Source organism: Blastococcus sp. SYSU DS0669 (genome assembly GCF_054050895.1).
In genome coordinates this window covers 22,417-36,620 of record NZ_JBJHAE010000029.1, presented here as the reverse complement: position 1 = coordinate 36,620, position 14,204 = coordinate 22,417, and the positions used below count along the sequence as shown (strand labels likewise).

General features: G+C 74.0%; 14 protein-coding genes. 6 read left to right on the top strand and 8 right to left on the bottom strand.

All coding sequences use genetic code 11. The annotated features are described in order from the left end of the window. Window positions 1-51 precede the first annotated feature (51 nt). The 8 genes from ACI792_RS19375 to rpmH form a co-directional block, all read right to left on the bottom strand. Window positions 52-1,107: a ParB/RepB/Spo0J family partition protein gene (locus ACI792_RS19375; protein WP_456604023.1), complete on the bottom strand. Its 1,056-nt coding sequence runs from the start codon at window positions 1,105-1,107 to the stop codon at window positions 52-54. A gap of 25 nt (window positions 1,108-1,132) precedes the next feature. Then, on the bottom strand, window positions 1,133-2,188 hold the full coding sequence (locus ACI792_RS19370; RefSeq protein ID WP_456583103.1) for a ParA family protein: 1,056 nt from the start codon (window positions 2,186-2,188) through the stop codon (window positions 1,133-1,135). Between the two features lie 96 nt (window positions 2,189-2,284). Next, on the bottom strand, window positions 2,285-2,971 hold the full coding sequence (gene rsmG, locus ACI792_RS19365) for a 16S rRNA (guanine(527)-N(7))-methyltransferase RsmG (RefSeq protein ID WP_456604022.1): 687 nt from the start codon (window positions 2,969-2,971) through the stop codon (window positions 2,285-2,287). Then, window positions 2,968-3,561, bottom strand: coding sequence for a Jag family protein (locus ACI792_RS19360; RefSeq protein WP_456604021.1), 594 nt, complete (start codon window positions 3,559-3,561; stop codon window positions 2,968-2,970). Before ACI792_RS19360 ends, rsmG begins: the two co-directional genes overlap by 4 nt. Before the next feature lie 88 nt (window positions 3,562-3,649). Further along, window positions 3,650-4,780, bottom strand: coding sequence for a membrane protein insertase YidC (yidC, locus tag ACI792_RS19355; protein WP_456604020.1), 1,131 nt, complete (start codon window positions 4,778-4,780; stop codon window positions 3,650-3,652). Beyond that, on the bottom strand, window positions 4,773-5,168 hold the full coding sequence (gene yidD, locus ACI792_RS19350; RefSeq protein WP_456604019.1) for a membrane protein insertion efficiency factor YidD: 396 nt from the start codon (window positions 5,166-5,168) through the stop codon (window positions 4,773-4,775). The genes yidC and yidD overlap by 8 nt, the downstream gene beginning before the upstream one ends. After that, window positions 5,165-5,545 (bottom strand): ribonuclease P protein component, encoded by a 381-nt coding sequence (gene rnpA, locus ACI792_RS19345; RefSeq protein ID WP_456604018.1) that lies wholly within the window; start codon window positions 5,543-5,545, stop codon window positions 5,165-5,167. Before rnpA ends, yidD begins: the two co-directional genes overlap by 4 nt. Window position 5,546: 1 nt before the next feature. Continuing rightward, window positions 5,547-5,684, bottom strand: a complete 138-nt coding sequence (rpmH, locus tag ACI792_RS19340) for a 50S ribosomal protein L34 (protein ID WP_091930872.1) — start codon at window positions 5,682-5,684, stop codon at window positions 5,547-5,549. Window positions 5,685-6,376: 692 nt separating this feature from the next. Here rpmH and dnaA point away from each other — a divergent pair. From dnaA to ACI792_RS19310, 6 genes are all read left to right on the top strand, one after another. Next, window positions 6,377-8,143, top strand: a complete 1,767-nt coding sequence (gene dnaA / locus ACI792_RS19335) for a chromosomal replication initiator protein DnaA (RefSeq protein WP_456604017.1) — start codon at window positions 6,377-6,379, stop codon at window positions 8,141-8,143. Between the two features lie 1,035 nt (window positions 8,144-9,178). Then, a complete protein-coding gene (gene dnaN / locus ACI792_RS19330) occupies window positions 9,179-10,339 on the top strand; it encodes a DNA polymerase III subunit beta (RefSeq protein ID WP_456604016.1) in 1,161 nt (386 codons plus the stop codon). 128 nt (window positions 10,340-10,467) lie between these two features. Continuing rightward, window positions 10,468-11,400, top strand: coding sequence for a phosphogluconate dehydrogenase (NAD(+)-dependent, decarboxylating) (gnd, locus tag ACI792_RS19325; RefSeq protein ID WP_456604015.1), 933 nt, complete (start codon window positions 10,468-10,470; stop codon window positions 11,398-11,400). A gap of 92 nt (window positions 11,401-11,492) precedes the next feature. Beyond that, window positions 11,493-12,671 (top strand): DNA replication/repair protein RecF, encoded by a 1,179-nt coding sequence (gene recF / locus ACI792_RS19320; protein WP_456604014.1) that lies wholly within the window; start codon window positions 11,493-11,495, stop codon window positions 12,669-12,671. After that, window positions 12,668-13,168, top strand: a complete 501-nt coding sequence (locus ACI792_RS19315) for a DUF721 domain-containing protein (protein ID WP_456582982.1) — start codon at window positions 12,668-12,670, stop codon at window positions 13,166-13,168. The genes recF and ACI792_RS19315 overlap by 4 nt, the downstream gene beginning before the upstream one ends. Before the next feature lie 45 nt (window positions 13,169-13,213). Further along, a complete protein-coding gene (locus ACI792_RS19310; RefSeq protein ID WP_456604013.1) occupies window positions 13,214-14,200 on the top strand; it encodes a hypothetical protein in 987 nt (328 codons plus the stop codon). The last annotated feature ends 4 nt before the right edge of the window (window positions 14,201-14,204 follow it).

Below are 14,204 nucleotides of genomic sequence, written 5' to 3'. Positions count from 1 at the left end.
GGCCCCTTACGTCTGTGACGTAAGGGGCCGCGCTCTCTGTTGTGAGCGGTCTCAGGCGTCCGGACGGCGCCCGGTGATGTCCGGCGCCATGACGCCGATGATGCGCTGCAGGTCGTCGACGGAACCGAACTCGACGACGATCTTCCCCTTCGAGCGGCCGATCTGGATCTTCACCTTCGTCTCGAACATGTCCGAGAGCCGGGAGCCGAGCTCCTCGACGCCGGGCGCGGAGATGCGCCGGGTGCGCCGCTTCGCCGCGGGCTCCTCGGCGACCGCCATCGCGACGGCCTCCTCGGTGGCCCGCACCGACAGCCCCTCGGCGACGATGCGGGTCGCGAGGGCGTCCTGCGCCACCGGGTCCTGCAGCCCGAGGAGCGCGCGGGCGTGCCCGGCGGAGATGACGCCGGCGGCGACGCGGGTCTGCACCTTCACCGGCAGCTTCATCAGCCGGATGGTGTTGGTGACCTGGGAGCGGCTGCGGCCGATCCGCTGGGCGAGCTCCTCGTGCGTGGCGCCGAACTCCTCCAGCAGCTGCTGGTAGGCGGCGGCCTCCTCGAGCGGGTTGAGCTGGACGCGGTGGATGTTCTCCAGCAGGGCGTCGCGGAGCATGGCGTCGTCGGTGGTGTCCCGGACGATCGCGGGCACGGTGCCGAGCCCGGCGGCCCGCGCTGCACGGAGCCGGCGCTCGCCCATGATGAGCTCGTAGCGCCCGCCCTCGGACTCGCGGACGACGATCGGCTGCAGGAGGCCGAACTCCTTGACGCTGTGCGTCAGCTCTTCCAGGGCCTCGTCGTCGAAGACCTGCCGCGGCTGCTTCGGGTTCGGGACGACGTCGTCGACCGAGACCTCGCGCAGCTGCGCCCCGGGGACGCCGACCGCGCCGCTCTCCTCGGTCGGCGTCGGCGCGGGGGAGGGGACCAGGCTCACCGGGGCCGGCGACGACGGCTCCGGCACGGTGGTCGCTCCGCCGGCGGCCGCCGCCGGCAGGTCGGTGCCCTGCTCGTCCCGATCCCGGGCCGGTGCGGGGGCGACCGGGGGAGGCGTCGGCGCCGGACCCGTCGGGATGAGCGCTGCCAAGCCGCGTCCGAGGCCGCCTCGCTTCGTCATCGTTGCTCCTCGCTGGCAGGGGTGGTCACTGGGAGTCCTGGCCGAACGGCACGGCCGTCTCGCCGAAGGCGAGCGCACCGACCGGGGTGGCCCCGTTGCTGCCGGGCGCAACCTCGAGCGGCTGGAGGGCGGCCCCGCGCTGGGCCAGCTCCCGGGCGGCCTCGACGTAGCTGGTCGAGCCACGGGACCCCGGGTCGTAGGTCAGCACCGACTGGCCGTAGCCGGGCGCCTCGGAGACCCGGACGTTGCGGGGGATGACGGCGTTCAGGACGAGCTCGCCGAAGTGGTTGCGCACCTCGTCGGCCACCTGGTCGGCCAGCTTGGTGCGGCCGTCGTACATGGTGAGCAGGATGGTCCGCACGGCGATCCCCGGGTTGAGGTGCTGGCGGACCAGGTCGATGTTGTTGAGCAGCTGCCCCAGGCCCTCGAGGGCATAGTACTCGCACTGGATGGGGATGAGCACCTCGTCGCCGGCCACCAGCGCGTTGAGCGTCAGCAGGCCGAGCGAGGGCGGGCAGTCGATGAGGACGTAGTGCGGTCGGCGCTCCCGCGGCAGCGCCGCGACGTACGCCTCGATCGCCCGGCGGAGGCGGTGCTCGCGGGCGACCACGGAGACGAGCTCGATCTCGGCGCCGGCGAGGTCGATCGTCGCCGGCACGCAGAGGAGGTTGGGGCTGGCCGTCGTCGGGTGCACCACCTCCGAGAGGGTGCTGTCGCCGACGAGCGCGTCGTAGATCGAGGGCGTACCCACCGTGTGCTCGACGCCCAGGGCCGTGCTCGCGTTGCCCTGCGGGTCGAGGTCGATGACCAGGGTCCGGAGGCCGTAGAGCGCCAGCGCGACGCCGAGGTTCACCGTGGACGTGGTCTTGCCGACCCCGCCCTTCTGGTTCGCGATGGTGATCACGCGGATGCGCCCGGGAGCCGGGAAGGGCTCCTGCTCCGCGGCGTGCAGCACCCGGGTCGCGCGCAGCGCCTCCATGGCGATGGGGCTGTCGAAGTCCGCGAGCCCACCCGAGGACGAAGCCGTCGACGACTGGTCAGCGGCGAGGCTGCTGCGCAGCCGCTCGCCCGGGTCGGTCATCGCTCGTCCTTCCTCTGCCGGCGTTTCACGTGGAACGGATCGGGTAGCCGCGCCTGTTCCACGTGGAACAGGACGCGGGGTGGTGTACCGGGATCCTCACCGGTCGCCCCGCGTCATGACCACCACGGTAGTGGCAGCGTCTCCCAGGGACGCACCGACAGCCCGCGCCTCGATGTCCCGCATCCCGGCGGCCTGCAGTTCCGGGCGCAGCGCCGGCAGCTCGGCCAGCGCGCGCGACCCCACGAGGGCCACCAGCTGGGCGCCGGGCCGCAGCAGCCCGCGGCACCAGCCCACGAGGCGGGGGAGCGGCGCCACGGCCCGAGCGGTGACGACGTCCACGCGGCCGACGGCGGCGACCACCGACCTGTCCTCGGCACGGCCGCGGACCACTTTCCAGGTGGACGACGGCTCCACCAGCTCGGCGACCGCCTCCTCCAGGAACTCCACCCGCCGGGCCATCGGCTCGACGAGCGTGAGGGCGATGTCGGGGCGCGCGAGCCCGAGCGGGATGCCCGGCAGGCCGGCGCCGCTGCCGACGTCGACGACCCGGGCGTCCCGCGGCACCGCCTCGGCCACCGCGGCGCTGTTGAGGACGTGCCGCTCCCACAGCCGAGGAACCTCACGGGGCCCGATCAGGCCGCGGGTGACCCCGTCGGAGGCGAGCCGTGCCACGTAGCGCTGGGCCGCGGGGAGCGCGGCGCCGAAGACCTCGGCCGCCTGGGGCGGCGCCGGCGGTACCTCCGGCATGCCCGCGGCGCCGGAGGGGCGACCTCCGTCGCTCACCTGTCGGGCAGGACCACGACGCGGCGGCGGGGCTCCTCGCCCTCCGACTCGCTGTGCACGCCCGCCACCGAGGCGATGACGTCGTGCACGACCTTCCTCTCGAAGGGGTTCATCGGGCTCAGCCGCTCCGGCTGCCCGCTGGTCGAGACCCGGCGGGCGGTCTCCGCGGCGAGCGCCGTCAGGTCGGCCCGGCGCTTGGCCCGGTAGCCGCCTACGTCCAGCATCAGCCGGCTTCGCACGCCGGTCGACTGAGCGACGGCGAGGCGGGTGAGCTCCTGCAGCGCCTCCAGCGTCGCGCCGTCCGGCCCGATCAGGTCGTTCAGCCTGCCCCCGACGATGGCGACCGATGCCCGGTCGCCCTCCACGTCGAGGTCGATGTCGCCGTCCACGTCGAGGATGTCGAGGAGGCGCTCGAGGTAGTCACCGGCCACGTCCCCCTCGCGGACCAGCAGGTCGTCACCGGACGCACCAGCCCCACCCGCCCCGTCCGTCTCGAGGACGACGGGCTCCACGACGGCGTCGTCGCTGGCGGGATCCGCGTCGGGTAGGGCCGGCGGGTTGTCGGTCACGGGCTGCTGCGGAGCACTCACGGGTGTTCCTCCCAGTTCTGTGCGGCGGCCGGGTCGTCCCGGTGGTCTGTGTGCCGGGCGGGCCGGCGGGGGAGCGGTCGGGCGGAGGTCAGCGACGCTTCCGCTTCCCGCGGTTGGCCGGTCCCTGACCCGCTCCGGGGCGGGAGCGCCCGGAGCCCGAGCCCGCGTTGCGCGAGCCGGTGGAGCCGTTGGCCGAGGAGCCGTTCGCCGTGGGGCCGTCGCCGGCGGGGACGTCGGGCGCGGGGACGTCGGCCGCCGGGCCGTCACCGACGCCGTCGCCGTCCACGGTGCTCGCCGGCGCCACGGTCGTGGCCGACGGGCGGCCCTGCTTGGGGCGCACCGGCTTGGCGCCCGGCTTCGGGGCGAGGGTCTTGGGGTCGACCGCCGGCTTGTCCGCGCCGGCCTTGGCCTTGGCGGCGTCCGAGCCGGGCGGCGGCATCTTGCGGAGGATGAAGAACTGCTGGCCCATGGTCCAGAGGTTGTTCGTCATCCAGTAGATGAGGACGCCGATCGGGAAGATGAAGCCGGAGATGAAGAGGCTGATCGGGACGCCGTAGAGCATCAGCTTCTGCACCATCGCGGCCTGACCCTCGACCGGGCCCGAGCGCGACATGATCTGCTTCTGCGTGAAGTACGTCGTGAAGCACATGACGATGATCAGCGCGAACGCGACGATGCGGATGTTGGTGTAGTTCACGCCGGCGATCCCGAGGATCGCCTGCTCCTTGGCGCCGCTCATGTTGAACGACGAGGAGATCGGCGCACCGAAGAGCTGGGCGCGGGCGGCCTGGTCGGTGAGCTCGTCGGTCCAGGAGTAGAGCCCCTGCTTGTCCGGGGCGAGCCGGCGCAGGACGTGGAACAGCGCGAGGAAGACCGGGATCTGCGGCAGGATCGGCAGGCAGCCGGCCAGCGGGTTGACCCCACGCTCCTTCTGCAGCTGCTGCATCGCCACCGCCATGCCCTGGCGGTCGCTGCCGTACTGCTTGCGGAGCTTGGCGATCTCCGGCTGGAGCTCCTGCATCGCCCGCTGCGACTTGACCTGCTTGACGAACAGCGGGAAGAGGATCAGCCGGATCGTGACGACCAGGAAGACGATCGCCAGCACCCAGCTCAGCCCACCGAGGGCCGTCTCGGGCGCGGGCTCACCGAAGACCAGGTTCCACAGCGAGTGCCACCGGGCCATGACCCAGGAGATGGCGGTGTACAGCCAGTCAAGCAACGGAGGACTCCTCCTGCGGGGTCCGGCACGGGGCCGGCGGGGTGGCCTCGCGGCCGGGGTCATCGGACGGCGCGCCCGCGGGGCGTGCCGCTGAGGTGGACGAGCGGGCGCCCGCCTCGGTTCCGTGCGCCGCGCGGACCGGCGGGACGGGGTCGAGCCCGCCGGGGTGCCACGGCGCGCACTTGGCCAGCCGGACCAGCGCCAGCCAGCTGCCGCGGGCCGCGCCGTGCCGGCCGACCGCCTCCGCCGCGTAGGCGCTGCAGGTGGGGTGGAACCGGCACCGCGGCGGGAACGCCGGGCTGATCGCCCGGGAGTAGAACCCCACGGCGCGCAGCAGCAGCCGGGCGATGGGGGAGCGGGGCGGGGACGCCCCGGCCGGCGCGCTCATCGCCGGGCACCCCGGTCGCCGAGCAGCCGCTCCAGGGCCGAGACCAGGTCACGGTGCAGCGCCGCCGAGTCGGCGTCGGCGGCCTCCGGGCGGGCGCGGACGACGAGGTCCGCGCTCGCCGGCAGCCGGTCGAGCTCGGCCCGGACGACGGCCCGCAGGCGGCGGGTCACCCGGTGGCGGACCACCGAGTTGCCCACGCTCTTGCCCACCACGAAACCGGCCCGCGCAGCCACCGGCGACGATGCGTCGCCAGCCGGCTGCTCGGGCCGTTCGGGGAGGTAGTGCAGCACCATGGTCGGTCGCCCGGCGCGCCGGCCGGATCGGACGACCGCAGTGAACTCCGGGCGCCGGCGCAGGCGTGCCTGCGCAGGCAGCACGTCAGGCGGAGAGCTTCTCGCGGCCCTTGCGCCGACGGGTGGCGAGGATCGCCCGGCCCGCGCGGGTCCGCATCCGCAGCCGGAAGCCGTGGGTCTTGGACCGTCGACGGTTGTTCGGCTGGAACGTGCGCTTGCTCACGAGGTACTCCCACTACACGGCATCGGCGGTGCGTCCCCGTCGGTGGACGGGCACGCGCAGGGCGTCGGAGCGGCACGGTGGCCGTCCCCGGAACCCCGGAAGCTGGCACTGCGGACCGACGGACCCGGGCCCGACCGCGCAGACTGGCGAGGCCGGGGGACGGGCATACCCGTCCGCAGACTCCGGCCAGCATAGCCGAGGACCACCCGGTGCCGGTGACCGACCGCCCATGGTGCGCCCGGCGCCCCTGGCCACCGGCGACGGCGCGCCGGACGGGACGACGTCGCGCGGCGCCCGCCCCGGCCGGTCGGCGAGCCCGCTCGGCCGACCGCGGCGTTGCCCGGCTGTGGACGGGGCTGTTAGCGTCGCCGTCGCTCCGCGTCGGACGCAAGGGTCACGGCGCGCGGGCCGACCCCGTCGGTCGACCGACCGCCGAACCACCCCTCCAGCCGCCCGAACACGGCCGTGACCAGCGACGTTGCTGCCTCGGCCAGCGTCCCGTGCGGAGCCGGCGCAACCCTCGGCCGGCCGTGCACAGCCTGTGGACACCGATGTGGACCACGCCCGTTCGTGTGTCCACAACCGGGGCACCCACCGGTGGACGGTCCGCGGTCGACGGAGGGCGCGGCCCGGCCGGTCCGGACGCACCGGGAGCGGCCGCGGGGTCGACAGCACTGGGAGGACGAGACGGCATGGCCGATGCCACGCTGGACCTGGCGACGGTCTGGGACCAGATCCGGGAGCGGCTGGCGACCAGCCTCTCCCCGCAGCAGAACGCGATGCTGAACCTGACCCGGCCGCTGGGCCTGGTGGAGGACACCGCCGTGCTCGCGGCCCCCAACGAGTTCACCCAGACGGTGCTCGAGTCGCGGATGCGCCGGGTGCTGGCCGAGGCGCTCTCCGAGCAGTTCGGCCGCGACATCCGCGTCGCCGTCCAGCTCGAGGACGCGCCCGCGGCGCCGCCGGCGGACCGCCGGGATGACGAGCCGACCCGCCGTCCGTGGTCGGCCGTCGAGGCGCAGCGCGCCGAGGAGGACCAGGCCACCCGCGACCGCGCCGACGACGGGCGCAGCGCGTTCGGCGTCCGCGCCGACGTCGTGGGCACCCCCGCCCCCTGGGACCGCCCGGCGTCCGCCGATCGGCCGGCCGCCCGGGGCTTCCCGGAGGTCCGCGAGCTGCACCCCGCCGACGGCCCGCCGCGCCCCCCGGCCGACCGGGGGGCCCCGGAGGACTGGAGCACCACCACCTGGGGCGGCGACGCGGCGCCGACCTCCGCCGGCCAGGACTGGGGCGGCGCCGGCCCGGAGCAGACCGCCGACGTCCTCCCGTTCGACGTCGACGCCGCCGCGGCGGAACAGCGACGCGGCGGATCAGGGGCTGGATCACGCAGGAGCCGCCCCGAGGCGGGCCGGCCGGCGGGCCTGGACCCGGGTCTCAACGCCAAGTACGTCTTCGACAGTTTCGTCATCGGCAACAGCAACCGGTTCGCCCACGCCGCGGCCGTCGCCGTCGCCGAGGCGCCCGCCCGCGCCTACAACCCGTTGTTCATCTACGGCGAGTCCGGGCTGGGGAAGACCCACCTGCTGCACGCGATCGGCCACTACGCCGCGCGGATGTTCCCCAACGTCCGCGTCCGGTACGTGAGCACCGAGGAGTTCACCAACGAGTTCATCAACCTGGTGCACTCCGGCCGGGCCGAGGACTTTCGCCGTCGGTACCGCGACATCGACTTCCTGCTCATCGACGACATCCAGTTCCTGGAGCGCGCCGAGCGGACGCAGGAGGAGTTCTTCCACACGTTCAACACGCTCCACAACGCCAGCAAGCAGATCGTGATCACCTCCGACCGGCCGCCGAAGAAGCTCACGACCCTGGAGGACCGGCTCCGCACCCGCTTCGAGTGGGGCCTGATCACCGACGTCCAGGCGCCGGACCTGGAGACCCGCATCGCGATCCTGCGCAAGAAGGCGTGGGGGGAGCGGCTGCAGGTGCCCGACCAGGTGCTCGAGTTCATCGCCAGCAAGGTGCAGACCAACATCCGCGAGCTCGAGGGCGCCCTCATCCGGGTGACCGCGTTCGCGTCGCTCAACAAGCAGCAGGTCGACCTCCCGCTGGCCGAGCTGGTGCTCAAGGACCTGATCAGCGACGAGCAGGGGCCGCAGATCACCGCGGCGATCATCATGGCCGCGACCGCTGAGTACTTCTCCGTGACGATGGAGGAGCTGCAGGGCACCAACCGCAGCCGCACCCTCGTCAACGCGCGGCAGATCGCCATGTACCTGTGCCGTGAGCTGACCGAGCTCTCGCTGCCACGCATCGGGGCGTCCTTCGGCGGCAAGGACCACACCACCGTGATGCACGCCGTCAAGAAGATCACCAACCTGATGAGCGAGCGGCGGGCCACGTACACCCAGGTCACCGAGCTGACCGCCCGCATCAAGAGCCGCGCCCGGCAGTAGAAGGACCTCGGTCCTCCCCACGCCTGGCACGCTCGGCGCGAGCCCTGGACCGAGGCAGTGCCAGCACGTCACCACGTGCCGTCCCCGAGCCCATCTGTCGTACCGGTCGGTCGGTCCCGCACGGGGGCTACCGCGCCGCGCTGCGCTGTGTCCGGCCAGCCTCGGATGTCCACGTCCTGGTCGCGATCCACGGCTGCCGGCGGTGACGGTGCCCGTCCGGAACGGTCACCGTCCGGACCCCTCCCGGCCATCGTCCCGACGCGGTCGACAAGTCGTTGTCCACACCTGTGTGGATCCCTGGGGACGACGGAATCGCTGGTTCTCCGCACGATGACCTGCGCGCGGACGGCGACCGGCGTCGACTCGTCGAGAAGTTGTCCCCAGGGATGTGCACAGCTGGGGGAAAGTCGTGCCGGGACCGTTCCGCGTCGCACCGGGCCGGCACGGTCGCCGGGTCGAGCCGGACACCCCGGGACCCGGCCGCACGGCGCTGGCCTGCAGGTATGCCGTGAGACGCCGGATCGCGCGGAGGAGTCCCCGGGGATCGACGCCGGCACGTGCGCACCACCTGGGGACGGAGCGGGGAGACGCAGGGGACAGCAGGTGGACCGCCGACGGTGACGGTGCACAACCGTCGATCTGTCCACGTGTCGACAACAGGGGGACGCTGACCACCCACAGCCGGCCAACAGCCCCGATCGGAGGCTGACCTGCGGAAAGGGCCCCGATCCCCAGCTTCCACACCAGTGATGACGAGGATGAAGTACTTATCCCGGAAAATTCTCGAACCACAGTCTGGGTGGGGACGCTCCGCCAACCAGGGCTCCAGGGACGCGGACGGCACCACCCGCACCCCAGGGGGCGCAGCAGCCCATCGAGGGACCGGGGTTTCCCCACGAGGGGCTGCAACAGGCACGATGAGCACCGCAGCGGAGCCTTCGCCCCGCGGCAGGACGGACGACGAGCTCCGTGCCCGGGCCGGCCACCCTCCGCGGTGGCCCACCGGGGGCGGACCGAGCATGGGTGGGTCGAGAGATGAAGTTCCGGGTGGCACGTGAGGTGCTCGCCGACGCCGTCGCCTGGACGGCGCGCAGCCTGCCGCCACGGCCGTCGGTACCGGTGCTGGCGGGCATCCTGCTCGAGGCGGACGGGAACCAGCTGTCGGTGTCCGGCTTCGACTACGAGGTGTCGGCGCGCTCCGAGGTCGACGTGCAGACCAGCGAGAGCGGACGCGTCCTCGTGCCGGGCCGGCTGCTCGCCGAGATCACCCGGGCCCTGCCCCCGCACCCGGTGGAGATCACCGCAGAGGGCCCGCGCCTGGCCATCACCTGCAGCAACGCCCGGTTCAGCCTGCCCACCCTGCCGGTCGAGGACTACCCGTCCCTGCCGGCGATGCCCTCGTCCGCCGGCATCGTCGACAGCGAGGTCTTCAGCGAGGCCGTGGCCCAGGTCGCCATCGCCGCCGGGCGGGACGACACCCTCCCGATGCTCACCGGCGTCCGGCTGGAGATCGAGGACGACCAGATCACCCTCGCCGCCACCGACCGTTACCGCCTCGCCGTGCGCGAGTTCGCCTGGCGCCCCCAGACCTCCGGCCTCTCGGCCGCGGTGCTCGTGCCCGCGCGCACGCTGGCGGAGGCGGCGAAGACGCTGACCAGCGGACCGGAGATCACGCTGTCGCTGTCCTCGGGGAGCTCCGGCGAGGGGATCCTCGGCCTCTCCGGCAAGGACCGGCAGACCACCACCCGGCTGCTGGACGCGGAGTTCGTCAAGTACCGCGCGATCATGCCGAACGAGTCGCTGGCCCACGCCACGCTGCCGGTCGGCCTGTTCACCGACGCCGCCAAGCGGGTGGCCCTGGTCGCCGAGCGGGGGACGCCGCTGCGCTGCGAGTTCAGCCCCGGCCAGGTGACGCTGCGCGCCGGCGGCAGCGACGACGAGGGTCAGGCGGAGGAGCGCTGCGACGTCGACTTCGACGGCGAGCCGCTCACGATCGGGTTCAACCCGACGTTCCTGCTCGACGGGCTGGCCGCGGTGCACACCGACCGGGCGCGCATGGACTTCACCAGCCCGCTCAAGCCCGCCGTGCTCTCCGGTGTCGAGGAGCCGCCGGCCGACGGCGACGCGCCGGCGGCGCCCGCGGAGCGATCCGGCAGCTACCGGTACCTGATCATGCCGGTGCGCCTGCCGGGCTGAAGAAGGACCTCCTCGCCCCCCACGGCTCGCAGGCTCGCCGCGGGTCGGTCGCGAGGAGGCCGAGGTGTCAGGTCACGTGAGGGCGAGCACGATGGGCTGGACCAGGACGACGACGGAAGGTGGGGATCGTGCAGCTGGGTCTGATCGGGCTGGGCAAGATGGGCGGCAACATGGCCGAGCGGCTGCGCCGCGCCGGTCACGAGGTCGTGGGCTACGACCGTTCGCCGGGCAAGCGGGACGTCGAGACCCTTCCCGACCTGGTCGAGGCGCTCGCCGAGCCCCGGGTCGTCTGGGTGATGGTGCCGGCCGGTGAGCCGACACGGGCCACCGTCAAGGAGCTCGCCGGCCTGCTGGCCCCCGGTGACGTGATCATCGACGGCGGCAACTCCAAGTACACCGACGACCAGCTGCACGACGTCATGTGCCGCGAGAAGGGCATCGGCTACATCGACTGCGGCGTCTCCGGCGGCGTCTGGGGCCTGGAGAACGGCTACGCGCTCATGGTCGGCGGCACGAAGGAGGACGTCGCCAAGGCGCAGCCGATCTTCGACGCGCTCAAGCCGCCGACGCCGCACGACGAGTCCGGGCAGGAGATGCCGGGCGCCGGGTTCGTGCACGCCGGGCCGGTGGGCGCCGGCCACTTCAGCAAGATGGTCCACAACGGCATCGAGTACGCGCTGATGCAGGCCTACGGCGAGGGCTACGAGCTGCTGGCCGCCGTCGACCTCGTCGAGGACGTCCCGGGCGTCATCGCATCCTGGACCCAGGGCACCGTCATCCGGTCCTGGCTGCTCGACCTGCTGGTCCGAGCCCTCGACGAGGACCCGAAGCTCGAAGGGATCAGCGGCTACGCCGAGGACTCCGGCGAGGGCCGCTGGACCGTCGAGCAGGCCATCGAGAACGCCGTCCCCGTGCCGACCATCGCCGCCTCGCTGTTCGCGCGCTTCTCCTCGCGCCAGGAGGACTCGCCGACCATGAAGGCGGTCGCCGCGCTGCGGAACCAGTTCGGCGGGCACGCGGTCCGCGCGGTCCAGGCCCAGGAGGCCGAGCGGCCCGCCTAGACGAAGGCACCCCCTGCCCCCACCCGCTCGCAGGCTCCCGGGCGGGACCCTGCAGGGCCCCGTATCCGCTGCTCACGTCAGGAAAGGCCGAGGTGTACCTGAGGCACCTGCAGGTGGGTGACTTCCGCAGCTGGGAACGGGTCGACCTGGCCCTGGGCCCGGGGCCGACGGTGTTCGTCGGCCGCAACGGGGAGGGCAAGACCAACCTGGTCGAGGCGGTCGGCTACCTCGCGACCATGAGCAGCCACCGGGTGTCCGGGGACGCGCCGCTGGTCCGCCACGGCGCCGGGCAGGCCGTGGTGCGGGCCGCGCTCCGCCGCGGTGACCGGGAGCTGCTGGTCGAGATCGAGATCAACCCCGGCAAGGCCAACCGGGTGCGGGTCAACCGGGCGCCGCTGCCGCGGCCGCGGGAGCTGCTCGGGCTGGTGCGCACGGTGCTGTTCGCCCCCGAGGACCTCTCCCTGGTCCGCGGCGACCCGACCGAGCGGCGGCGGTTCCTCGACGAGCTGCTGGCCACCCGCACCCCGCGGCTGGCCGGCGTCCGCAGCGACTACGAGCGGGTGCTCAAGCAGCGCAACGCCCTGCTCAAGACCGCCCGGCTGGCCCGTGGCAAGGCGATGGAGACCCTCGACGTCTGGGACGGCCACCTCACCGACCTCGGTGCCCAGGTCCTCGCCGCCCGCCTCCGGCTGGTCGCCGACCTGGCCCCGCACGTGGCGGAGTCCTACGCCGGTGTCGCCGGGGAGGGCGCCGCCGCGGCCGGGCTCGGCTACAGCTCGACCGTTCCGCTGGCCGGCGACGGCGCGGCCCTGGTCCCCGGCGCGGCGCTCCCCTCGGTGGAGGAGCTGGCCGAGGCGATCCGCGCCCGCATCGCCGAGCGCCGGGGGGACGAGCTCGACCGCGGCATGACGCTGGTGGGCCCCCACCGCGACGACCTGGTCATCCACCTGGGCCCCGCCCCCGCGAAGGGCTTCGCCAGCCACGGGGAGTCCTGGTCGCTCGCGCTGGCCCTCAAGCTGGCGACCTTCGCGCTGCTGCGCGGCGAGGGCGAGGACCCCGTCCTGGTGCTGGACGACGTCTTCGCCACCCTGGACGCCGAGCGACGAGCGGCGCTGGCCGCCGTCGCACGGTCGGCCGAGCAGACGCTCATCACCGCCGCGGTGGTCGACGACGTGCCCGAGGAGCTCCGCGGGACGCGGGTCGAGGTGGGTGGCGGGATGGCGCTCGTGGTGAAGGATGCGGTCCCGGTGGGCGAGGGAGGCATGCCGTGAGCGACGACCGGCCGGCACGGCCCAGTGACATCGCGCGGGCCGCGCTCGAGGCCGCCCGCGCCGCATCGGCGTCCCGGCCCCGGCCGACCCGCCGCCGGATCGCCGGGCCGCGCCGCACCTGGACCGGCCCGCGGCCGGGCGCCGACGACCCCCAGCCGCTGGGCAACCTGGTGAACGCGCTGGTCGACCAGCAGGACTGGACGGCCCGCACGAAGGTCGGCTCGGTGTTCGGCCGGTGGGACTCGATCGTCGGCCCCGACATCGCGTCGCACTGCCGGCCGCAGACCCTCACCGAGGGCGAGCTCCTGGTCGTCGCCGAGTCCACGGCGTGGGCGACCCAGCTGCGCCTGCTGGCGCCCTCCATCCTCGGGAAGCTGCGCGCGCAGGTCGGTGGGGACGTCGTGACCAGGTTGCGCGTTGTCGGACCGACGGCCCCGAGCTGGAAGAAGGGCCCGCGCTCGGTGCGCGGGCGCGGGCCGCGCGACACCTACGGATGAGGTGCCCCGCCCCGCGGGGCGGGCGCCGGGGAGGACGATGCAGGGATGAGCACCCCCCGCGACGGTGACCGGGACGGCTTCGACGACGCCGAGGGCCGCGGCTGGCGCGAGCCGCCGCACCTCGGCGGCGGTGGGGCGGAGGACGAGGACCGCCCCAACTTCGCCGACCGGCGCAAGACCCCGCGCGACGAGCCGCCGGCCGGCCAGCCCTGGCAGCCCCCGGGCTGGGACCTGCCGGCCGCGGAGCCCGAGCGCCCGGCACCGCCGCGTCAGGACGTGCCGTCGGCGGACTACCCGCCGCCGCAGGCGGTGCGGCCGGAGCAGCAGTACCCGCCGGCGCAGCCCCCGCAGGAGCAGTACCCCTCGCAGCAGTACCCGCCGCCGGAGCAGCCGGCGCCGCGCGGGCTGTTCGGCCGTCGTCGGCGCAAGCCGGGCGCCGTCGAGCAGGTGTTCCGCTACGAGGGCGACCTCGTGGGCTCGCAGGGCTGGGCGCTGCAGAAGGGGTGGACCGTCTCCGACGGCACCGCCCCGCAGGACGCCCCGCTCGCCGAGCTGATCGCGAGCGCGCCGGTCCGGGCGACCAAGGACCACCGCCCCGGCAACGTCCTGCGCGGCCGGGCGGGCTCGCTGGAGCTGGTCGCCTTCGACGTCGTCTACGCCTCGGGGCGCTACCTGGTCCCGGAGTACGCGATCACCGCCGTCCCCATGCTGGGCCGCGTACCGGGCTTCCGGCTCAGCCCGGCGCGCTTCTGGCGGCACCGGACCGGCGGTCTGGTGCCGATGCCCAGCGGAGACCCGGCCTTCGACGCCCGCTGGCTGCTGCTGGCCGCGGAGGACGACCCGCAGCTGCGCCGCCTGGTGCAGGACCCGGCCCTGCACGGCCTGCTCCTGGGCAGCGACGACGGCGACGAGTTCTGGTCGGGCGCGGGGCACGTGGCGGCGATCCGGCCCGACGGGCACCGGCCGCAGCTGCTCGAGCACCACACCCGGCTGCTGACGGCGATCACCGTCGGCCTCACCGCCGGCTCCTGACGGC

Excerpts from the sequence above, each read along its gene's own strand:
- ACI792_RS19310 (WP_456604013.1), top strand. The coding sequence starts at position 13,214 with ATGAGCACCCCCCGCGACGGTGACCGGGACGGCTTCGACGACGCCGAG.
- yidD (WP_456604019.1), bottom strand. The coding sequence starts at position 5,168 with ATGAGCGCGCCGGCCGGGGCGTCCCCGCCCCGCTCCCCCATCGCCCGG.
- ACI792_RS19375 (WP_456604023.1), bottom strand. The coding sequence starts at position 1,107 with ATGACGAAGCGAGGCGGCCTCGGACGCGGCTTGGCAGCGCTCATCCCG.
- ACI792_RS19370 (WP_456583103.1), bottom strand. The coding sequence starts at position 2,188 with ATGACCGACCCGGGCGAGCGGCTGCGCAGCAGCCTCGCCGCTGACCAG.
- dnaN (WP_456604016.1), top strand. The coding sequence starts at position 9,179 with ATGAAGTTCCGGGTGGCACGTGAGGTGCTCGCCGACGCCGTCGCCTGG.
- dnaA (WP_456604017.1), top strand. The coding sequence starts at position 6,377 with ATGGCCGATGCCACGCTGGACCTGGCGACGGTCTGGGACCAGATCCGG.